The organism is Bradyrhizobium yuanmingense (assembly GCF_900094575.1).
Lineage (GTDB): Bacteria > Pseudomonadota > Alphaproteobacteria > Rhizobiales > Xanthobacteraceae > Bradyrhizobium > Bradyrhizobium yuanmingense.
In genome coordinates this window covers 178,975-198,618 of record NZ_FMAE01000002.1, presented here as the reverse complement: position 1 = coordinate 198,618, position 19,644 = coordinate 178,975, and the positions used below count along the sequence as shown (strand labels likewise).

At 65.1% G+C, this 19,644-nt stretch carries 19 protein-coding genes and 1 tRNA gene; 6 read left to right on the top strand and 14 right to left on the bottom strand.

The window, feature by feature from the left end; all coding sequences use genetic code 11:
- Positions 1-184: 184 nt before the first annotated feature.
- From GA0061099_RS05955 to GA0061099_RS05945, 3 genes are read left to right on the top strand one after another with little or no spacing between them, the layout of a single operon-like run.
- The gene (locus tag GA0061099_RS05955) at positions 185-988 is read left to right on the top strand and encodes an SDR family NAD(P)-dependent oxidoreductase (protein ID WP_074447578.1); all 804 of its coding nucleotides are present in this window, start codon (positions 185-187) and stop codon (positions 986-988) included.
- A gap of 38 nt (positions 989-1,026) precedes the next feature.
- Positions 1,027-2,157, top strand: coding sequence for a DUF5938 domain-containing protein (locus GA0061099_RS05950; protein ID WP_036024411.1), 1,131 nt, complete (start codon positions 1,027-1,029; stop codon positions 2,155-2,157).
- Between the two features lie 57 nt (positions 2,158-2,214).
- Positions 2,215-3,753, top strand: a complete 1,539-nt coding sequence (locus tag GA0061099_RS05945) for an acyl-CoA synthetase (RefSeq protein ID WP_036024422.1) — start codon at positions 2,215-2,217, stop codon at positions 3,751-3,753.
- 101 nt (positions 3,754-3,854) lie between these two features.
- Here GA0061099_RS05945 and GA0061099_RS05940 read toward each other — a convergent pair whose 3' ends face one another.
- From GA0061099_RS05940 to GA0061099_RS05890, 11 genes are all read right to left on the bottom strand, one after another.
- Positions 3,855-4,775, bottom strand: coding sequence for an FAD binding domain-containing protein (locus tag GA0061099_RS05940; protein WP_036024412.1), 921 nt, complete (start codon positions 4,773-4,775; stop codon positions 3,855-3,857).
- Positions 4,772-7,459, bottom strand: coding sequence for a molybdopterin-dependent oxidoreductase (locus tag GA0061099_RS05935; protein WP_036024413.1), 2,688 nt, complete (start codon positions 7,457-7,459; stop codon positions 4,772-4,774). The genes GA0061099_RS05940 and GA0061099_RS05935 overlap by 4 nt, the downstream gene beginning before the upstream one ends.
- Positions 7,456-8,097: a TetR/AcrR family transcriptional regulator gene (locus GA0061099_RS05930; protein ID WP_036024414.1), complete on the bottom strand. Its 642-nt coding sequence runs from the start codon at positions 8,095-8,097 to the stop codon at positions 7,456-7,458. The genes GA0061099_RS05935 and GA0061099_RS05930 overlap by 4 nt, the downstream gene beginning before the upstream one ends.
- A gap of 217 nt (positions 8,098-8,314) precedes the next feature.
- On the bottom strand, positions 8,315-8,587 hold the full coding sequence (locus GA0061099_RS05925; protein WP_007598581.1) for a BQ00720 family protein: 273 nt from the start codon (positions 8,585-8,587) through the stop codon (positions 8,315-8,317).
- 50 nt (positions 8,588-8,637) lie between these two features.
- Positions 8,638-9,063, bottom strand: coding sequence for an Hsp20 family protein (locus GA0061099_RS05920; RefSeq protein ID WP_024338612.1), 426 nt, complete (start codon positions 9,061-9,063; stop codon positions 8,638-8,640).
- 267 nt (positions 9,064-9,330) lie between these two features.
- Positions 9,331-10,419 (bottom strand): sn-glycerol-3-phosphate import ATP-binding protein UgpC, encoded by a 1,089-nt coding sequence (locus GA0061099_RS05915; protein WP_036009161.1) that lies wholly within the window; start codon positions 10,417-10,419, stop codon positions 9,331-9,333.
- A 108-nt stretch (positions 10,420-10,527) separates the two neighbouring features.
- Positions 10,528-11,376 carry a sn-glycerol-3-phosphate ABC transporter permease UgpE gene (ugpE, locus tag GA0061099_RS05910; protein WP_036024416.1) on the bottom strand — a complete coding sequence of 283 codons (849 nt, stop codon included), beginning with the start codon at positions 11,374-11,376 and terminating at the stop codon, positions 10,528-10,530.
- Positions 11,376-12,257 (bottom strand): sn-glycerol-3-phosphate ABC transporter permease UgpA, encoded by an 882-nt coding sequence (gene ugpA / locus GA0061099_RS05905; RefSeq protein ID WP_036009149.1) that lies wholly within the window; start codon positions 12,255-12,257, stop codon positions 11,376-11,378. Before ugpA ends, ugpE begins: the two co-directional genes overlap by 1 nt.
- Before the next feature lie 47 nt (positions 12,258-12,304).
- The gene (gene ugpB / locus GA0061099_RS05900; RefSeq protein ID WP_036009146.1) at positions 12,305-13,621 is read right to left on the bottom strand and encodes a sn-glycerol-3-phosphate ABC transporter substrate-binding protein UgpB; all 1,317 of its coding nucleotides are present in this window, start codon (positions 13,619-13,621) and stop codon (positions 12,305-12,307) included.
- 282 nt (positions 13,622-13,903) lie between these two features.
- Positions 13,904-15,106, bottom strand: coding sequence for a CaiB/BaiF CoA transferase family protein (locus GA0061099_RS05895; protein WP_036024418.1), 1,203 nt, complete (start codon positions 15,104-15,106; stop codon positions 13,904-13,906).
- Between the two features lie 180 nt (positions 15,107-15,286).
- Positions 15,287-15,712 carry an organic hydroperoxide resistance protein gene (locus tag GA0061099_RS05890; protein WP_036009140.1) on the bottom strand — a complete coding sequence of 142 codons (426 nt, stop codon included), beginning with the start codon at positions 15,710-15,712 and terminating at the stop codon, positions 15,287-15,289.
- A gap of 155 nt (positions 15,713-15,867) precedes the next feature.
- On the opposite strand from GA0061099_RS05890, the gene GA0061099_RS05885 reads away from it, so the two are divergent.
- Positions 15,868-16,326, top strand: a complete 459-nt coding sequence (locus GA0061099_RS05885) for a MarR family winged helix-turn-helix transcriptional regulator (RefSeq protein WP_074447577.1) — start codon at positions 15,868-15,870, stop codon at positions 16,324-16,326.
- A gap of 4 nt (positions 16,327-16,330) precedes the next feature.
- Here GA0061099_RS05885 and GA0061099_RS05880 read toward each other — a convergent pair whose 3' ends face one another.
- From GA0061099_RS05880 to GA0061099_RS05870, 3 genes are all read right to left on the bottom strand, one after another.
- Positions 16,331-16,567, bottom strand: coding sequence for a GIY-YIG nuclease family protein (locus tag GA0061099_RS05880; protein ID WP_036024431.1), 237 nt, complete (start codon positions 16,565-16,567; stop codon positions 16,331-16,333).
- A 157-nt stretch (positions 16,568-16,724) separates the two neighbouring features.
- Positions 16,725-16,800, bottom strand: a tRNA-Ala gene (locus tag GA0061099_RS05875).
- A gap of 97 nt (positions 16,801-16,897) precedes the next feature.
- Complete coding sequence (locus GA0061099_RS05870) at positions 16,898-17,305, bottom strand: TIGR02300 family protein (protein WP_036024433.1); 408 nt, start codon at positions 17,303-17,305, stop codon at positions 16,898-16,900.
- Between the two features lie 158 nt (positions 17,306-17,463).
- Between GA0061099_RS05870 and aroA the strand changes: the two genes are divergently transcribed.
- Positions 17,464-18,801, top strand: a complete 1,338-nt coding sequence (gene aroA / locus GA0061099_RS05865) for a 3-phosphoshikimate 1-carboxyvinyltransferase (RefSeq protein ID WP_036024496.1) — start codon at positions 17,464-17,466, stop codon at positions 18,799-18,801.
- Positions 18,798-19,436 (top strand): (d)CMP kinase, encoded by a 639-nt coding sequence (gene cmk / locus GA0061099_RS05860; RefSeq protein ID WP_036024437.1) that lies wholly within the window; start codon positions 18,798-18,800, stop codon positions 19,434-19,436. The genes aroA and cmk overlap by 4 nt, the downstream gene beginning before the upstream one ends.
- The last annotated feature ends 208 nt before the right edge of the window (positions 19,437-19,644 follow it).

The following is a 19,644-nucleotide window of genomic DNA, read 5'->3' as shown; positions in this document are numbered from 1 at the left end:
GTCAAGACGTCAGCAAATGGAGGAAATGCACCCGCCGGCGCCGCGGCGCCGGAACGGACTCGCATGCCGTTGCGCAACCGCGCCGGCACCGTGCTGCCAATCGCAGCGCGCACCGATCATCAGCGAACAGATCAGTCCAAAAGATCAGTCCAACAGATCAGTCCAAGCAAAGGGAGGACGTGCGATGAGTGAGAAGAGCCTTGATGGCCGCAAAGCCCTGGTCACCGGCGGAGCCCGCGGGATCGGAGCCGCTATTGCAGAAGCACTGGCGCGCTCCGGTGCGGCGGTCATGATCGGCGACATTCTCGATGACGCCGGCAAGGATAGCGCCGGCAAGATCGCCAGGCTCGGCGTGAAGACCGGCTTCGTGCATCTCGATGTCGCCGACGATGCGCAGTGGGAGAAAGCGACTGCTGCGACGGTCGCCACCCTCGGCGGCTACGACATCCTCATCAACAATGCCGGCATCGAGATCACGTCGCTGGTCAGCGAGATCAGGGCCGAGGATGCGCGGCGGATGTGCGACGTCAACATCGTCGGCACCGTGCTAGGCATGAAGCACGCCTTCCGCGCGATGCGGCCGGGCGGAGCGGCGGGCAAAGGCGGCGCGGTCGTCAATATCGCGTCTGTCGCGGCGACGATCGCCTTCCCGAGCATCGCGGTCTATTCCGGCACGAAATCCGCGGTCGATCGCATGACACGGGTCGCTGCGATGGAGGCCGGCAAGCTCGGTTATGGCGTGCGTGTCAACTGCATCTATCCCGGCTTGATCCCGACCGACATGGGCCTGCAGCTGGCCAACGACATCGTCAAGATAGGTCTCGCGCCCGACGTCAACGCCGCGGTCGGCTCGGTGGTGGAGCAGACGCCGCTCGGCAAGCTCGCGGAGGTCGGCGACATCGCCAATGCTGCGGTGTTCCTGTGCTCGAACGAGGCGCGCTTCATCACCGGCATCGGACTGCCGGTCGATGGCGGCATGGGAATGTGAGCTGCAAACCTGACAACGAACATTTCGGAGGAACGACAATGAGCGCGAAGAAGCCCGTCATCGTCTATGGCGCGTCCGGCTACACCGGCCGCCTGGTCTGCGAATACTTACGCGAGTACAACATCCCCTTCATCGCCGCGGGGCGCAGCGCGGAGAAGCTCAACGCCGCAATGAAGGCGAACGTGGCCGGTATCGAGACCGCCGACTACGAGGTGGTGGAAGTGCCGCATACCGTGAGCGCACTGACGGAGTTGTTCAACGGTGCCTCGGTGGTGCTCAACACCGTGGGCCCCTTCGCCAGGTTCGGCGCCGAGGTGGTGCAGGCCTGCTGGGCGTCCCGATGCCACTACACCGACACGACAGGCGAGCAGGACTGGCTGATCACGCTCGAGCAGGAATGGGGCACGAAGTTCGCCAATGCCGGCCTGCTGCTCGCGCCGGGCATCGCGCAGATGTACACCACCGGTGAGATTGCGGCGCAGCTGTGCCTGGAGACGCCCGGCCTCGACACGCTCGATATCGCCGTGTTCTGGGGCGGCAGCCCGACCATCGCCTCGACGCAGACCATCCTGGTCAACGCCGCGATGGCAAAGGCCTACTATCTGGAGCAGAACAAGTATGTCGAGCATCAGGCGGATGCCGGCCTCTACAACCTCGCCATCCCCGGCCAGCATGAGCTCGCACTGGCGCTGCCCTGGGGCGGCACCTCGCACCCGGTGTGGTTCAAGCGCGATCCGCGCGTGGCCAACGTGAAGGTGCTGGGCGGCGTGTTCAACCGCGCGCTGATGCTGGGCGTGCCGCAGATCGTCGCCGCCGCGCTGGACGCGACCAAGAACATGAACCCCGACGACCGCTACACTGCTTTGGCGCAGACCGCCGCCGGCGTGATGAACACCATGCCGCCGCGCGAGAACCCGCGCGTCAACAAGTCGCTGGATTCGGTGCATGCCTCTGGCCCGCTCGGGCGCGCGCACTGCGTCATCAACGGCAACAGCAATTACAAGCAGACCGGCTTGTTGCAGGCCTATGCCGCGGCGCATCTGCTGCAGCAGCCGCCCAAGCGCGTGGGTTTCGCCTCCGGTTGCCAGGCGTTCGGTCATCACGAGCTGCTCGGCCAGCTGCGCAGCTTCGGGCTGGTCAGCAGACCGATCCTCACCGTGCACGACTGAGCAAGATCACGGGTGGCGCGGCCGCGCGCCACCCGCCAGCTGCTTCCGGGATTGATCATGCGCTTCATCGATTACCTCGACAAAGGTGCCTCGCTCGGCCCCGATGCGCCGTGCCTGACCATGGACGGGCGCGATCTCAGCTACCGCGAGGTGCAGTTGCTGAGCTACCGCGTCGCGCGCGGGCTCGCGCGATCGGGTATTGCTGCCGGCGAGAAGGTCGCAATCCTGTCCGGCAACGATCCGGTCGCGTTTGCATGTGTGTTCGGCATTTCCCGCGCGGGCTCGGTTTGGTGCCCGATCAATCCGCGCAACGAGGCGGCCGAGAACCGGCTCATCCTCGACCAATTCGACTGCAGCCTGCTGCTGTTTCACTCGAGCTTCGCGCCGATGGTCGAGGCGGTGCGTGCAGAGCTGCCGAAGCTGCGTGTCCTCGTCTGCCTCGATGCCGAGTTGCCCTTCGCGCCCTCGTTCGACGGCTGGCTCGCGGGCCTGTCCGCCGACCAATATCAACGCGAGACGGTCGACGATCTCGCGATGCTTCCCGGCACCGGCGGCACCACCGGAAAGCCGAAGGGAGTCATGCTGTCGGGTCGCAACATCGAGGCCATGACGGCACTGACGCTGATGGGCTATCCCTTCAAGGGTCGTCCGGTCTATCTCGCGCTCGCGCCGTTGACCCATGCGGCCGGTGTGCTGTGTTTCCCGATCATGGCGCTCGGCGGCCGCATCGTGATCATGCATCACCCCGACATCGCCGAATTCCTCGAATTGATCGAGCGCTACCATGTCACGCACACCTTCCTGCCGCCGACATTGATCTACATGCTGCTCGATCATCCCAAGCTCGACTCGGCGAAGCTCGGGTCTCTGCAATGCTTCTGGTACGGCGCGGCACCGATCTCGGCCGCACGGCTTGCGGAGGCGCTCCGGCGCATCGGGCCCATGGCGCAGTTGTTCGGTCAGACTGAAGCGCCGATGATGATCTCGATGATGGCACCGGATGAGCATTACAATGCCGATGGCACGATCGCGATGGAGCGCCTCGCCTCGGCGGGGCGGATCAGCCCGTTGGTGCAGGCCGGCATCATGGATGGCGACGGCAATTTGCTGCCGACCGGCTCACGCGGCGAGATCGTGGTTCGCGGCTCGCTGGTGATGGAAGGCTACTACAAAAATCCCGAAGCCACGGCGGAGGCCTCCGCGCATGGCTGGCACCACACCGGCGACATCGGCTACATCGACGACGATGGCTACCTCTACATCGTCGATCGCGCCAAGGACATGATCATCACCGGCGGGTTCAACGTCTATTCGATCGAGGTCGAGAACGCGCTGCGGGCGCATGAGGCGGTACAGGATTGCGCCGTGATCGGCCTTCCGGACGAGAAATGGGGTGAGCGTATCGTTGCCGTGGTGCAGCCCCGTGCCGGCCAGAGCGTCGATGCGACGGCGCTGGCGGCCTTCGTCAAGCAGCGGATCGGCAGCGTCAAGACACCGAAGCAGATCGAAGTCTGGGACGATCTGCCGCGCTCCAAGGTCGGCAAGGTGCTGAAGCCGGATATCCGCGCGCGGCTGGCAGGTCGCTCAGGCGGCTAGCTAAAGCATGATCCGGAAAAGTGCGAAGCGCTTTTCCGGAGAGATCATGCGTGAACAACAACCTAAAGCGCGATGATGATTCATCCCATTCTCATCGCGCTTTAGTCCGAAAGCCGCTCCAGCACGTCGCGCACCAGCCCTTGCAGGAGATCGAGCTTGTAGGCCGTCATCGGCAATGGTTTGGCACCCGAGCTCGCCGCTTTCGCCGCTTCTGCGATCGATGCCGCATTGGCAAGCTTGCCGCTGAGCTGGACTTCCACGGCGGTGAGGCGAAGCGGCACGGGCGCGACGCCGCCGGCAGCGAGACGCACCAGCTGGAACTTGCCGCCGGCGATCACGACGCGGGCGCAGAGTTCCACCAGCGGCCATTCCGCATAGGTCCGGCTGATCGCCCGCTTGTAGGAAGCGCGCTCGCCCTCGAGCGGAGCAGGAAGCGCAATGTTCTTGATCATCTCGCCTGCTGCGAGTGTATGATCGGCGTGCGCGACCGAGCCGTCGCCGAGGAGACCGCTAATCGTCAATCCGCTGCGCCGGTCCGTGGTGATGGTCGCATCATAGGCGAGCAGAGCCGCCGCCATGGTCGAGGGATGCGGCGCGATGCACGGTCCGAGATCGAAGGCAACGCCATAGAGATGATTGCCGGAACGGGCAGGGCAGGTGCTGCCGCCTTTCTTCAGGCAATCGATGTCGGCCCGGCGGAAATACCAGCAGCGTGAACGCTGCGCGAGATTGCCGCCGAGCGTGGCAACGTTGCGCACCTGTGGCGTGGCGAGTCCCTGCGCGCTCGCCGCAATGCCGGGATAAGCGGCGAGGATGCGAGCGTCGGTCGCGATCGTGGCGATGGTGGCGAGCGCGCCGATCCGGGCCGCTCCATCGGCTCCCCAGCTGATCGTCTTGTCGCCGCTGGTCGAGATATCGATCAGCATTCCCTGCGACACCCCGCTGCGGCGGCGTTCGCTGAAGTCGGTGCCTCCGGCGCGGAATTCAGGCGTGGGATTGGCGGTGATGACGGCGACACTCATGCTGCATCCCTCCCTTTCAGCGCGGCCACAAGACGATCGGGCCGGAACGGAATTTCAGTCAGTCTCACGCCGATCGCATCGCGGATGGCGTTGGCGATCGCGGGCGAGGTCGGCACGGTGGCGACTTCACCGATGCCGACGCTGCCGCCCGGCACATGCTCGAAACCGGCCTCGTCGAAATGCACGTCCAGTTTCGGCATGTCGGCAATCCCCGGGATGCGGTAATCCTCCATGCTGCCGCTCAGGATGTGGCCGCTCGAGGGATCGGTCTCCCGCGACTCATAGAGTGCGTAGCCGATGCCCTGAATCACCGCGCCCGCGGCCTGGCTTCGCGCCAGCGCCGGCGCGGCGAGCTTGCCGACCGCGAGGCCCGTATAGGCGTTGAGCACGCGCACATGGCCGAGCCAGGTGTCGACCTCGACTTCCATCACCTGCACCGAGCTCGGCACGCCGGCGCCGACCACCATGTGGCTCATCAGACGCAGCACCCAACCGAACACCCGGCCCATGATGCCCGCCTCGTGCAGCGCGGGCCTGACGCCGGGCGGCGGCTTGCCGTCCTCCTGGCGCTTGGCCGACACGGCGATATCAGGGGAGGCCGCGATCATCTCGCGCCACGGCGCGTTCGAGCCCGGAGCAGGTGTGCGAGACGCCGTGCGCCTGATTTCCGCTTTCAGCTTGTCGATGGCGAGCAAGGTCGGCGGCACCAGCGAGGCGGTGACGCGGCTGCCGCCGGAACCCGGTCCGCGGGGCAGGCTGGAGCGGCCGATGCGAACGTCCACATCATGCGGTTCGAGATCGAACGCCTTCGCGACGGTGTTCGCGATCACGCTGCGTGTGCCCGTGCCGATATCCTGTACCGCGCAGCTTGCGACGATGCGGCCGCCCTTGATCGCGAGTTCGACCGAGGAGCCGGTCTGCCAGAGATAGAGCCAGTAACCGGTGGCGACGCCGACGCCGCGCCGGTAGCGGCCGGTCTGCGATGCGGCTGGCTTGCGGCTCTTCCAGACGTCGAGGCCGGCAGCCCAGTCGTACAGTCGCTGGCGGTTGGGATCGGGGTCCCAGAGCTTGCGCAGCTGAATCGGATCGACCTTCATGCGCAGTGCGGCTTCGTCGACCGCCTGCTCCAGCGCAAACGACATCGGCGGACCGCCGGGGCCGCGGAACGGCGCGCCGGGCGGCAAATTGCTGAGCACGTCGAAGTCGACGAGCTCCTTTGCTTCGGCCGGATAGATCAGCCGCGCCAGGCCCGCGATCAGCGAGTTCACGGCGGCGCCGGTATCGGCATGGGCGGTGAGCGACAGCGCCTTGAGGCGGCCTTCCGCAGAAGGCAGCAAGGACAGCTTCAGCTCGGCGGCCGGACGATAGCCGGTGACGGAAAGCTCCTCTTCACGATCGAAGGCGACGCGCACCGGCGCCTTCGCGGCGCGCGCAAGCTCGATCGCGGCGATGGTCTCCAGCCCAACGCTGCCCTTGGAGCCGAACCCGCCGCCGACATGATCGGCGATCACACGCACCTTGTCGTGCGGAAGGCCATAACGCTTGGCGATCTTCTCCATGCTCTCGTGGATGGCCTGGGTCGAGATGTGCACGATGAGCTGATCGCCATCGAACCTGGCCACGGCGGCATGTGGTTCGAGGCTTGCGTGCTGTTGCGTCGAGACGCGAAAGGTCTCCTCGACCAGCAGCGGATTGCGTTGCTGGCGCGCCTCGTCAAGCCAGCTCTTGGCGCGCTTGGCTTTCTGCGAGAACGGCGCCGAGGGCCCGCGCACATTGCCCTTCCACGACACCGGAGCGCCGCCTGCGCCCTCGGACACGTTGCCGGCACGCTTGCGGTCCTTCTTTTCGAACACGACCGGTGCATCGTCGCGTCGCGCTGCATCGAGCCCGATCACAGCGGGCAAAGGCTCGGGCTTGAAGCTGATCGCGGCGATGGCCTGCAGTGCGGTGCGGCGGTCCTTGGCCGCGACGGCTGCAATCGGCGCGCCGACGAAGCGGACCATGTTGTCGTCGTCGAGCAGCGGAACGACCGCGGCAACACCGGCAATGGCGCGCGCCGGCGCCAGATCAAGGCCGGTGATCCTCGCATGCGCGACGTGCGCGCGCAGGATGACGCCTTCGAGCTGGCCGTCATGGTGGACGTCGACGGTGTAGCGGGCGAGGCCCGTCACCTTGTCGCGGGCTTCCAGCCGCGGCGCGATGGGCTCGTTGCCGTCGAAGCGGCCTGAACAAGCCTCCGCCACCGCGCGAAAAATGCCTTCATAGGCGCCGCAGCGGCAGAGATGTCCAGATAGCGCGGCGGCGATCTCCTCGCGCGAGGGTGTCGCCGCGCCCTTGGTCGCGCGCCAGCCGTCATGGAAGGCGGCGGCTTCGACGACGAAGCCGGGTGTGCAGAAGCCGCATTGCAGGGCGTCGTGCGCCATGAACGCCTTCTGCACCGGATGCAATCCGGCCGCCCCGACGCCCTCGATGGTCGTCAGCGATTTGCCCGCGGCCGCCTGCGCCGGCAACAGGCAGCTCACGACCGGCGTGCCGTCGAGCAGCACGGTGCAGGCGCCGCAGACGCCGGAGCCGCAGACGAGTTTGGTGCCGGTGAGGCCGCCATCGCGGATCACGTCGATCAAGAGCGCATCCGGATCGTCGGGCAGCGGGAGAGGCCGTCCATTGATGGTCGTGCTGGTCATTTTCGAACTCCCGTTTTGCGTTGGGACTTCTTTGCGGACGGCGCCATCGCGCCGGCGATCAGCATGCGCAGCATGGTCTCGAGCTGTTTCAGGAACGCGTCGACCGGCTGCATGGAAGGGAAAGCGGATTTGGTGCCGTGGATCGCCATCTCGACGCAGCGCGCGAGCTCGCGCACGCTGACGCCGCTTTCGAGGTTAAGCTTTCGCTTGCGGCACACCCGCGCGATCGTGGTTGCGATCTCGTCGGCGAAACGGTTGGAATAGCTCTGGTAGAGGTCGCGCGCCTGCGCGAGGTGCTCGGAAAACAGCTCATCGGTATGGGGCGAGTCCTTCAGCGAAGCGAGCAGCGACTGCATTCGCGCGCCGATCTCGGCGACCAGGATGTCGGCAAGATCGAGGCCAGCTTCTTCCGCCGCCTTCGCGGCCGCGATTTCGGCAGCGAGCCCCTGCGCGTAGATCCGCTCGAGCACGGCGCGAAACAGCGCCTCCTTGGAGGCGAAGTGATGATAGAGCGCCTGCCGCGTCAGTCCGGCTTCCTCCGCCGCCAGCTCGATCGAGGAGCGGCGGAAGCCGTGGCGCCGGAACACGCGCAAGGCAGCGTCGAGGATCCGGTCCTGGGGAGGGGCCTTGGCCTGCATTTTGTCAGATTTGACAAACGCGAACGAAATGTCAAATCACGGATTGATGACGGTCTCGTGCGCGGAAGAGCCAAGGCCGCCCCGCGCGGGCGGGAACATCGCCGAATTCCCTTCGGCTGGCGATGGCGACGCGAATACCTCGCCGCTCAAATGAAAGCGGGCACGCCTTCTTGCGAAGGCATGCCCGTTTGAAACCCTATTCGTGCGACGCGCGTGCTTAGTGCACGCTCACCGCTTGCAGCTCGTTGCTCCAGGCGTTGGCGATCGCAGCTTCGCGGCTGTCGGTCAGCATGATCGGCGTGCCGTCGGCGGCGTGGAGCGCGAAAAGCTTGAGGCCCGGCGCGATCTTGGGCGCCTCGGGGAACAGGCCCGGCACGTCCTCGGAGCGGATCTGCTTCACATAGGCGATATGGCCTTCGCCCAGGGTTGCCAGCGTCTCCGGAGAGACGTTCTTGGCTTCGTATTCGAACGCAACGTGACCTTCACTCATGGTCTCGACTCCTCTGGAACACTAAGCGGTCGAGTCCGCTACTCGTTCCATTATTCGTGCTCATTGATAGCGATTGTCTTAACGATCCGCTCCGGTTCAGGCCGGGCCAGATCGATCGACAACAACCCGTTCTTCAGATCCGCACCCAGCACCAGCATCCCCTCGGCCAGCACGAAGGTGCGCTGGAAGTGGCGCGCGGCGATGCCGCGATGGATGTATTGCCGGGTCTTGTCGTCCTGCTGCCGCCCGCGGATCACGAGCTGGTTTTCCTCAATGGTTACATCGAGTTGGTCGCGCGTAAATCCGGCGACCGCCAGCGTGATGCGCAAACGCTCGGGCTGGCCGTCCGTGCGGTCGCACCTCTCGATATTGTAGGGAGGATAACCGTCGGCGCCTTTGACGACCCGATCGAGCACGCGCTCGATCTCGTCAAAGCCCAGCAGGAAGGGACTGGAGAGCGTTGGAACACGAGACATAGTTTACAAAGTCCTCTCGAAGCGACTTTGGTGCATCAGGGCCCGCGAGCGGCGCCCCTTGATCAGCAATATGGGCATGTTCCCCTGTGGGTTCAAGCAGGTAGCGGGGGAGCTGTGGACGGGCCACTTTCTGCCATCGCCCGAATGCCTGGTTCGTCGTGGTTGGCATGACGCGTCGCGCGAGGCGATTTATCCCAACAAAAACAAACCCCCTTCTACTGTGCATGGGGTTGTTTTCGCACTTTTGTCGTCGGGCCCCGGAGCCGCTCAGCCCTTGAGCCGCGTCCGCCCGTCGTCACTGAACAGATGCAGCTTCGCCCGCACCGCCGCGACACGGATTCTCGCGCCGATGGCGGGCGCTTGGGTTCCGGGAATGCGGACGATGACCTCGCCGGGCGGCAGCTCGCCGGGCGTGGCGGCGACGCGCTGGTCCTCCTGCTCGCGGGAGCCGTAGACGAAGGTCTCGGCGCCGACGCGCTCGATGGCTTCGACGGTGAGCGGCAGGACGAGGCCGCCGGCCGGCGTCTCGTCGGTGATGACGAAATCCTCCGGGCGGATTCCGACGATGCCGGCATCGGCCGCGGCGCTGCCGGCGAGCTGCGACCGGATCTCCTCGGGCCGCGTCGACATCAAGTTCATCGGCGGCGCGCCGATGAAGGAGGCGACGAAGGTCGTGGCCGGCTTCTCGTAGATATCAAGCGGATTGCCGACCTGCTCGACCTGGCCGCCATTCATCACCACGAGGATGTCGGCCAGCGTCATCGCCTCGAGCTGGTCATGGGTGACGTAGATCGACGTCGTGTTGAGCCGGCGCTGCAATTTGCGGATCTCGACCCGCATCGCGATGCGCAGCTTGGCGTCGAGGTTGGACAGCGGCTCGTCGAACAAAAACACCTTCGGCTGGCGCACGATGGCGCGGCCCATGGCGACGCGCTGGCGCTGGCCGCCGGAGAGCTGGCGCGGCTTGCGCTCTAGCATGGCGGAGAGCTCGAGCACGCGCGCGGCTTCCTCGACGCGGGTCTTGATCTCGGCCTCGGCCATGCCGCGGTTGCGCAGGCCATAGGCCATGTTGTTGTAGACGCTCATATGCGGATAGAGCGCGTAGTTCTGGAACACCATCGCGATGTCGCGATCGGCGGGCTCTACTCCGTTGACGACGCGGCCGCCGATGTCGATCTCGCCGCCGGTGACCGTCTCCAGCCCCGCGACCATGCGCAGCAGCGTGGACTTGCCGCAGCCGGAGGGGCCGACCAGCACGCAGAACTGTCCGTCGCCGACATCGACGTCGACGCCCTTGATGGCCTCGAAGCCGCCGGGATAGGTCTTGCGGACGCTGCGCAGGGTGACGTTAGCCATGGGTTGCACCGGCGAGTAGCGAGTAGGGAATGGCGAATGGGGACTTGTTAGCACGCAAGGCGGACGCAGCGACCCCATTCGCCACTCGCCATTCACTATTCGCCATCTTCACTTTTCCGTCTCGACCAGGCCGCGCACGAACAATTTCTGCATGGCGACGACGACGAACACCGGCGGCAGCATGGCCAGCACGGCGGTTGCCATCACGATCGGCCATTCGGTCAGCGCGTCGGTGGTGGTGATCATCTTGCGGATGCCGATCTGGATGGTCTGCATGTCGTCGCGCGTGGTGATCAAGAGCGGCCAGAGATATTGATTCCAACCGAGGATGAACAGGATCACGAACAGCGCCGCCATGTTGGTGCGCGACAGCGGCAAGAGCGTATCCCAGAAGAAGCGGAAGGGGCCGGCGCCGTCAATGCGCGAGGCCTCCAGCAGCTCGTCCGGCACGGTCATGAAGAACTGGCGGAACAGCAGCGTCGCGGTGGCCGATGCGATCAGCGGCAGCGACAGGCCGGCATAGCTGTCGAGCATGTGCAGGTCGGCGACGATCTTGTAGGTCGGATAGATGCGGACTTCGACCGGCAGCATCAGCGTGATGAAGATCAGCCAGAACAGCGCCATCCGGAACGGGAAGCGGAAATACACGATCGCATAGGCCGAGATGATCGAGACCGCGATCTTGCCCAGCGCGATCAGCAGCGCCATCACCAGCGAGTTCAGCATCATGTTGCCGACCGGCTCGCGGGTCGAGCCGCTCGTGCCGACGAAGATGGTCTGGTAGTAGGTCTGGAAGAAATGACCCCCGGGCAGCAACGACATCTGCCCGTTGGCGATCACCGCGTTGTCCTGGGTGGACGCCACGAAGGCGAGATAGACCGGGAAGGCGACGATCGCGATCCCGATCCAGAGGATGATATGGGCAATGTAGCGCCGAAAGCCTTCTTCCTCGACCATCAGTAGGTCACCTTGCGTTCGACGAAGCGGAACTGGATGCCCGTCAGCACGATCACCATGATCATCAGGATCACCGATTGCGCCGCGGAGCTGCCGAGGTTTCCGCCGAGCAGGCCGTCGGTATAGACCTTGTAGACCAGCGTCTCCGTCGACTTGCCCGGACCGCCGCGGGTCATCGTGTCGATGATGCCGAACGTGTCGAAGAAGGCGTAGACGATGTTGACGACCAGGAGGAAGAAGATGGTCGGCGACAGCAGCGGGAAGATCACGGTCCAGAACCTGCGCATCGGGCGGGCGCCGTCGATCGCAGCCGCCTCGATCACGCTTCTGGGGATGCTCTGCAGGCCGGCGAGGAAGAACAGGAAGTTGTAGGAGATCTGCTTCCAGGCGGCGGCCAGGATGATCAGCGCTGCGGCCTGGTCGCCGTCGAGCAGTGGATTCCAGTCGATGCCCAGCGCCCGCAGGTAGCGCGAGAGCACGCCGAGCGAGGGATGCAGCATGAAGATCCAGAGCACGCCGACGACCGGCGGCGCCACCGCATAGGGCCAGATCAGCAGCGTGCGGTAGAGCATCGAGCCGCGCAGCGGCTTGTCTGCCATCACGGCCAGCAGCAGCGCGAACGACAGCGACGACACCGCGATCGCGAACGAGAAGAAGAAGGTGCGCAGGATCGCCTCGAAATAGGCGGGCTCCTTGAACAGCTCGATATAGTTCTCGAACCAGACGAAGCTGGTCGACAGGCCGAAGGCGTCCTGCAGCAGGAACGACTGGATCATCGCCTGCAAGGCCGGCCAGTAGAAGAAAATCAGGACGATCGCGAGTTGCGGCGCAACCAGCGCATAGGGCAACAGCTTCGATTGGAAAATGGCTTGCTTTTGCATGATGCCCCAGCGCGGCAGGCCGGGGGACCGGCCTGCCGCTTGTCGCCTTACTTCACGGCGGTCTTTTCGAACTGGCGCAGCATGGTGTTGCCGCGCTCGACGGCCGCGTCCAGCGCCTGCTTGGCGGTCTTCTTGCCGGCCAGCGCCTGCTCGATCTCCTCAGCCCAGACGTCACGGAGCTGCACCATGTTGCCGAGGCGCAGGCCGCGCGAATTCTCGGTCGGCTCCTTGTTGGTCAGCTCGAGCAGCGGCGTCTCCAGATAGGGCTGATCCTTGTAGAAGCCATCCGCCTTGGCCTTCTCATAGGCCGCCTTGGTGATCGGCAGATAGCCCGAGGCCTTGTGGATGTAGACTTGGCGATCGGTGTCCGAGAGGAAAGAGAAGAATTTGGCGACGCCCTTGTAATCGTCCGCCGGTTTGCCGCCCATTACCCAGAGCGAGGCACCGCCGATGATCGAGTTCTGCGGCGCGCCCTTGGCGTCCGGGTAATAGGGCATCGGCACCGCGGTGAAGGCGAACTTGGCCTGCGCCTTGACGTTGCCGAAGAACGCGGACGAGGTCAGGTAGAGCGGGCATTCGCCCGACGTGAAGCGGCCTTCGCCGGTGTTGGTGCGGCCGGCATAGTCGTAGGTCTTGTCCTTCTGGAGCTCGACCAGATTTTCGAGATGCTTGACCTGGAGCGGACCGTTGAAGGACAGCACGGTGTCGAAACCGTCGAGGCCGTTGGCCTTGCTGGCGAGCGGCACGTTGTGCCAGGCGGAGAGCTGCTCGAGATTGACCCAGGTGACCCAGGAGTTGGAGAAGCCGCAGGTGGCGTGGCCGGCCGCCTTCAGCTTCTTGGCGGCGTCGAACACTTCGGGCCAGGTCTTCGGCACCTCGACATTCGCTTTCTTCAGTGCGTCGAGGTTGACCCACATCACGGTCGAGGACGAGTTGAACGGGAAGGACAGCATCTCGCCCTTCGAGGTCGAGTAATAGCCGGTGATCGCAGGCAGATAGGCCTTCGGATCGAACTTCTCGCCGGTCTCGGCCATCAGCTTGTAGACCGGCTTCACGGCGCCGGTCGCTGCCATCATGGTGGCGGTGCCGACCTCGAACACCTGCATGATGTGCGGCGCGTTGCCGGCGCGGAACGCGGCGATGCCGGCGTTCATCGTGTCGGCGTAGTTGCCCTTGTAGGTCGGGATCACCTTGTAGTCGCTCTGCGTGGTGTTGAAATCGTTGGCGAGCCTGACGATGACGTCGTTGTTGGCGCCGGTCATCGCGTGCCACCACTGGATTTCGGTCACGGCAAGCGCCGGCGACGCGCCGAGACCAATTGTGAGTGCGACGGCCGCCGCCGTGCCAAAATGTCGAAGAGCCATCAAGAACCTCCCTTGCCCGTCACTAAAGAAGCGCTTGCGCTAGCAGCGCCATATGACGTTCACATGACTGTGTAAGCGGGAGAAACGAAAGCAGCAAGCGCGGCCAAATGGGAAGTTGTCAAATAGGCCAAGACGGAGCCGTCAGCCAACTCGTTCGCGCTGCACATGCGTGCGCGCGCCGCAGTGCGGCATTGAGATGAGGCACTATCGTGCCGCGGGCTCCGAACCTCTCCCACTTGCAAGCGGGAGAGGGAGCGCACCACCGTTGACGCTCGCCTTAGCTCAGCGTTTCCGCTCGGGACCGCAGACCGTGCCTTTTTCGACCATCGCGTCGATCTCGGCTTTGGAGTAGCCGAACTCGCCCAGCACCTCGGCCGCATGCTGGCTGAATTTCGGCGGCACGCGGCGCAGGCTCGGCTTGCTGCGATCGAGCCGGATCGGCGAGGCAACGCCCTTGTACCAGTCCTTCTCGATAATATCGCCACGCGCGATCGTGTGCGGATTGGTCAACGCCTGGTCGATCTTCTGCACGGGACCTGCAGGCAGGCCGGCCGCGAGCAGGCGGTTGCACAGCGGCTCGGCCTCGTGCTGGCTGAACACGGCGGCAAGCTCGGCGCGCAGTGCCTCGCGATTGGCGATGCGGTCCTTGTTGCGGGCAAAGCGCGGATCGGTGCCGAGCTCGGGCTTGCCGATCTCCTTCGCCAGCTTGCGGAAGGTGCCGTCATTGCCGACGCCGATGAAGATGTTGTCGGTCTTGGTCGGGAAGATCGCGTAAGGCACGAGGTTCGGATGCTCGTTGCCGGTGAGACCCGGCGGCTTGCCATGCATGAAATAATTCGCGGTGTGCGGATGCATGATGGCAAGGCCGGTCTCGTACAGCGTCGTCTCCAGGAACTGGCCCTTGCCCGACCGCTGCCGCTCCGACAGCGCCATCAATATGCCGATCGCCGCATAAAGTCCGGTGGTGATGTCGACCAGCGGCACGCCGATCCGCATCGGCCCGCTCTCGGGCGAGCCGGTCGCTGCGATCATGCCGGTCATGGCCTGGATGATGGCGTCATAGCCGGGGTTGCCGCCGCGCGGGCCGTCGGCGCCGAAGCCGCAGATCCGGCAATGCACGAGGCGGGGATATTTCTTGCTGAGGATTTCGTTGCCGATGCCCCATTTCTCCAGCGTGCCCGGCTTGAAATTCTCGATCAGGACGTCGGCGGTCTCCAGCATCTTGAGCAGCACGATTCGGCCGCCCTCGGAGGCGAGGTCGAGGCCGATCGAGCGCTTGTTGCGGTTGATGCCGACGAAATAGGCCGCATCCTCCTCGTGGAACGGAGGGCCCCATTCGCGCACCTCGTCGCCCGCGGGCGGCTCAACCTTGATCACGTCGGCGCCGTGGTCGGCGAGGATCTGGGTGCAGTAGGGACCGCCGAGCACGCGCGTGAGATCGATGACGCGCAATCCGCTCATGGCGCCCGTTGCTGCTTCAGTCATGCCTTCGCTTCCCTGTGTCGATCATTGGCTCACAGGCCTAGCGAGGTTTGTTTGCGCCAGCAATGGCGCCGAGCGTGGAGCCGCATGCGCCGGCGTGCAGCCATGCCGCGGGGTGGCAAATTCCCTCGGATGCGGCCGGCCCGAGGGGGGATTCCCGGGCCAGCCAATCCGCGCTGCCGATCAGACCACCGTCAGGCGAACGTCGACATTGCCGCGCGTGGCATTGGAGTACGGGCACACCTGATGCGCCTTCGCCACCAGCGCCTCGGCGTCTGCGCGGGCAAGGCCCGGCAGCGAGACCGCGAGGTCGATATCGAGGCCGAAGCCGCCCTCGGAGCGCGGGCCGATGCCGACGGTCGAGGTGACCGAGGCGTCGGCAGGCACCTTCGGGCCGCCCTGCGAGGCCACGAACTTCATCGCGCCGATGAAGCAGGCGGCATAGCCGGCCGCAAACAGCTGCTCGGGATTGTTGCCAGCGCCGCCGCCACCGCCGAGCTCCTTCGGCGTGGTGAGCTTGACGTCGAGCGCGCCGTCGAGGGTCGCAGCATGGCCGTCGCGGCCGCCGGTGGCCTTGGCGCTGGTCTTGTAGAGGACGTTCACAGACATTGTCGTCTCCTCGGGTCTTTCCGGGTTGGGGTGTAAGCTTTATCGCAGACAATTAGATTGCGCGCAATCTAATTCGTCGCGCCTCACATTTAATTGTTCGCAATTGAATCTGGCGCCGGCCGGGCCCAGAATGGGAGAAACGCGCAGGATTCTTCATGGCCCGGAAATCAACGGCGGTAGACCCGCTTCGTCTCGACAACCAGATCTGCTTCGCGGTCTATTCCGCTACGCACGCCTTTAACCGCGTCTACAAGCCGCTGCTCGATCGGCTCGGCCTGACCTATCCGCAATATCTGGTCATGCTGGTGCTGTGGGAGCGCGACGACGTGCCGGTCAAGGAGATCGGCGAGAAGCTGTTCCTGGATTCGGGCACGCTGACGCCGCTGCTCAAGCGCCTCGAGGCCGCCCATCTCGTCAGGCGCACCCGCTCGCGTGAGGACGAGCGCCAGGTTCTGATCGCCCTGACGCCGCAGGGCCATGCGCTGAAGGAAAAGGCCCGCAGCGTGCCGCAATCGATCCTGGCGGCATCGGACTGCTCGGTGTCGGAGCTGGTCGCGATGAAAGACGAGATCGTCGCGCTAAGGGATCGGCTGAATGCGGTGATCGGGGAGTAGGGGACTAAAGCCGCTTCTTGGCGAAGGCGCGGCCTGATGCTGACTTCAAGTACTTTTCGAATGCGACGGCCTGCTTCTCATCGCTGAATGCGACGTAAGTCTTGAGCCCCCAAGGTCCGTATTTCGAAGTGTGGGGCACCTCGCCAGCATTGTGCTTTGCCAGTCGGGCGCGGAGGTCGTCGGTGATCCCGACGTAGAAATGGAGGGAATCGAGGCTCTCCAAGATGTAGACGTACTTCATCGCACTCCCCCCGGTTGTCGAAGAGAGTTTACACCCGCCGTTGCTCTGCTGAAGCCCGGCTTCGCCCTTTGGGCTCCGCCGCGGCAGCCTTCGCTAGCTTCGCCACGAGGGAGCGGAGCTGGCTTGCCGAGCCGTAGCTGGCGAAGCCAGCGAAGGCTGGTGGAGCCAGGCGGGATCGAACCGCCGACCTCTTGCATGCCATGCAAGCGCTCTCCCAGCTGAGCTATGGCCCCTTAGTCCAGATGGGAGGATCCTGGGGGACCCGTCCCGGCCGGCGAGCGCTCTAGGCGACTCGCGCGGAGCACCCTTTTTCACAGATCAGGGCTGATCTCAAGTCTCTTCATCACCGCCAACATCACCAATGATGTCGGTGACGTCCTCATCGCCCTCTTCCTCGTCGGCAATGAAGGTCGAATCGTCGTCATCATCGTCGTCGAGGGTCTCGTCGACCTCGATATCGTCCTCCGATTCGGGCACGACCGCCTTGACCTTGCCGGTGTTCTCCTCGGCATCGGCCTCCTCGAGCGACACCAATTCCTCGGCCTCCGCCGGCTCCGGCGCGTTGTCCTGGGCCATGTTACGGGCCTCGGCCGCACGGGGGCCGCGGGCAGGAGCGACCGGTGCGATCGGCACCACTTCGCCGGTATAGGGCGAGATCACCGGATTCTTGTTGAGGTCATAGAACTTCTTGCCCGTGGTCGGGCAAATACGTTTGGTTCCGAGTTCGGACTTGGCCACGGCAGGAATCCTGGGAATGTCTGAAAAGCGGTGCTTCACTTGGCTAGTTGGCGGCCCGCTGTCAATAGCGCATTACGGGAGAACGACATGCCCGTGACGGGGCGCGGACCATGTGGTACCTGCGCGCCAGCCCACCGGGCCTATTCAAGGACACAATCTTGACCCATTCCGACCAACCGAGGCCGCTCCAGTCTCGCGCCAGCGGTCCCCTGACCGGGAAAGTACGGGTGCCCGGCGACAAGTCGATCTCCCACCGCGCCCTCATCCTGGGCGCGCTCGCGGTCGGCGAAACCAGGATTTCGGGCCTGCTCGAGGGCGAGGACGTCCTCAACACCGCCAAATCGATGCAGGCGCTGGGCGCCAGCGTCGAGCGCACCGGCGATTTCGCCTGGACCGTCAACGGCGTCGGGGTCGGAGGCTTCGCCCAGCCCAAGGCAGCACTGGATTTCGGCAATTCCGGCACCGGCTGCCGGCTGGTCATGGGCGCCGTCGCCGGCTGCCCGATTTCGGCGGTGTTCGACGGCGACGCCTCGCTGCGCAGCCGTCCGATGCGCCGGATCCTCGATCCCCTGGAAAAGATGGGTGCCAGAGTCACCGCCGGCGGCGAGGGCGGGCGCCTGCCGCTGACCCTCCAGGGCGCGCGCGACCCCCTGCCGATCGTCTACAAGACCCCGGTCGCCTCGGCCCAGATCAAATCGGCCGTGCTGCTGGCGGGCCTCGCCGCTCCCGGCACCACCACGGTCATCGAGACCGAGGCCAGCCGCGACCACACCGAGCTGATGCTGAAGCATTTCGGCGCCGACATCACCTCGGTCCAGGAAGGCCGGCACGGCCGCCGCATCACGCTGGTGGGCCAGCCCGAGCTGCATGGCGCCAATGTCGTGGTGCCCGCCGATCCCTCTTCGGCCGCCTTCCCGATCGTCGCGGCGCTGATCGTGGAGGGCTCCGATGTCGTGCTGTCCGACGTCATGACCAATCCGCTGCGCACCGGGCTGTTCACCACGCTGTGCGAAATGGGCGCCTCCATCGAGGAGAGCGAAGTGCGCGGCGATGCCGGCGAGCCGATGGCGCGCTTGCGCGTGCGGGCGTCGAAGCTGCGCGGCGTCGAGGTGCCGCCGGAGCGCGCGCCGTCGATGATCGACGAATATCTGGTGCTGGCGGTGGCGGCGTCGTTCGCCGAAGGCACCACGATCATGCGCGGCCTGCAGGAGCTGCGCGTCAAGGAATCCGACCGGCTTGAAGCCACCGCCGCCATGCTGCGCGTCAACGGCGTCAAGGTCGTGGTCTCCGGCGACGATCTGATCGTGGAGGGTCGCGGCCACGTCCCGGGCGGCGGCACTGTCGCCACCCATATGGACCATCGCATCGCGATGTCCGCGCTGGTGATGGGCTGCGCCTCCGATCAGCCCGTGACCGTCGACGACACCGCCTTCATCGCCACCAGCTTTCCGGATTTCATTCCGATGATGCGTTCGCTAGGGGCCGAGTTTTCATGATCATCGCCATCGACGGGCCCGCGGCTTCGGGCAAGGGCACGCTCGGCAAGCGTCTCGCCCACCATTACGGCTATCGTCATCTCGATACCGGCGTGATCTATCGCGCGGTCGCCTATGCCCTGATGCAGTCGGGGCACGATCTCAACGACGAGGCGGCTGCGGTGCAGGCCGCGTTGGAGCTCGATCCCGAAAAGTTCGGCAATCCTGCGCTGAAGACCCAGAAGGCCGGCGAGGGAGCCTCGATCGTGTCGGCAATCCCTCGGGTTCGCGAGGTCCTGGTCAATTTCCAGCGCCAGTTCGCCGCTGATCCGCCCGGCGCCGTGCTCGACGGCCGCGATATTGGAACCGTGATCTGCCCCCATGCCGACGTGAAGATCTTCGTGGTCGCCGACCCCAAGGTCCGCGCGCGGCGCCGCACCATGGAGGCCAAAGCGCGGGGCGAGGAGGCGGACGAGGCGGCCGTGCTCGCCGACATCCTCCAGCGTGACGAACGTGACAAGAATCGGCCGATTGCGCCTCTGAAACCGGCCCCGGATGCTTACTTGCTAGATAACTCCCAACTGGATATAGAAGGCGGCGTCCGGGCCGCCATCGACATTATCGAGGCTGTCCGAGCGGGCCGGTCGCGGGGTTAAGCCGCCGCCGTCATTGGAGGAAGTGCCCGCTCCCGCTCTTTGAGGTCGATACGCTTCGTCCCGGTTTTGGGACCGGCGCGATCCAGGTTCCGGACAAAGCTTTCAACGTATCGAACGCGCGGGCCTCAGCCGGCCCGCTTCCGCTGTTCTGGTCGCTAGATCGGGGCAACGAGCGGTCGCTCGAAGGTCTTGCGGACCTTCCGACACT

What these genes read in the sequence shown, in the direction of transcription:
- GA0061099_RS05950 (WP_036024411.1), top strand. Translation starts at nt 1,027, where the DNA reads ATGAGCGCGAAGAAGCCCGTCATCGTCTATGGCGCGTCCGGCTACACC.
- GA0061099_RS05945 (WP_036024422.1), top strand. Translation starts at nt 2,215, where the DNA reads ATGCGCTTCATCGATTACCTCGACAAAGGTGCCTCGCTCGGCCCCGAT.
- GA0061099_RS05880 (WP_036024431.1), bottom strand. Translation starts at nt 16,567, where the DNA reads ATGAAGTACGTCTACATCTTGGAGAGCCTCGATTCCCTCCATTTCTAC.
- cmk (WP_036024437.1), top strand. Translation starts at nt 18,798, where the DNA reads ATGATCATCGCCATCGACGGGCCCGCGGCTTCGGGCAAGGGCACGCTC.
- GA0061099_RS05940 (WP_036024412.1), bottom strand. Translation starts at nt 4,775, where the DNA reads ATGAGTGTCGCCGTCATCACCGCCAATCCCACGCCTGAATTCCGCGCC.
- GA0061099_RS05895 (WP_036024418.1), bottom strand. Translation starts at nt 15,106, where the DNA reads ATGACTGAAGCAGCAACGGGCGCCATGAGCGGATTGCGCGTCATCGAT.
- GA0061099_RS05955 (WP_074447578.1), top strand. Translation starts at nt 185, where the DNA reads ATGAGTGAGAAGAGCCTTGATGGCCGCAAAGCCCTGGTCACCGGCGGA.
- GA0061099_RS05930 (WP_036024414.1), bottom strand. Translation starts at nt 8,097, where the DNA reads ATGCAGGCCAAGGCCCCTCCCCAGGACCGGATCCTCGACGCTGCCTTG.
- GA0061099_RS05920 (WP_024338612.1), bottom strand. Translation starts at nt 9,063, where the DNA reads ATGTCTCGTGTTCCAACGCTCTCCAGTCCCTTCCTGCTGGGCTTTGAC.
- GA0061099_RS05885 (WP_074447577.1), top strand. Translation starts at nt 15,868, where the DNA reads ATGGCCCGGAAATCAACGGCGGTAGACCCGCTTCGTCTCGACAACCAG.
- GA0061099_RS05935 (WP_036024413.1), bottom strand. Translation starts at nt 7,459, where the DNA reads ATGACCAGCACGACCATCAATGGACGGCCTCTCCCGCTGCCCGACGAT.
- GA0061099_RS05925 (WP_007598581.1), bottom strand. Translation starts at nt 8,587, where the DNA reads ATGAGTGAAGGTCACGTTGCGTTCGAATACGAAGCCAAGAACGTCTCT.
- ugpB (WP_036009146.1), bottom strand. Translation starts at nt 13,621, where the DNA reads ATGGCTCTTCGACATTTTGGCACGGCGGCGGCCGTCGCACTCACAATT.
- ugpA (WP_036009149.1), bottom strand. Translation starts at nt 12,257, where the DNA reads ATGCAAAAGCAAGCCATTTTCCAATCGAAGCTGTTGCCCTATGCGCTG.
- GA0061099_RS05890 (WP_036009140.1), bottom strand. Translation starts at nt 15,712, where the DNA reads ATGTCTGTGAACGTCCTCTACAAGACCAGCGCCAAGGCCACCGGCGGC.
- ugpE (WP_036024416.1), bottom strand. Translation starts at nt 11,376, where the DNA reads ATGGTCGAGGAAGAAGGCTTTCGGCGCTACATTGCCCATATCATCCTC.
- GA0061099_RS05915 (WP_036009161.1), bottom strand. Translation starts at nt 10,419, where the DNA reads ATGGCTAACGTCACCCTGCGCAGCGTCCGCAAGACCTATCCCGGCGGC.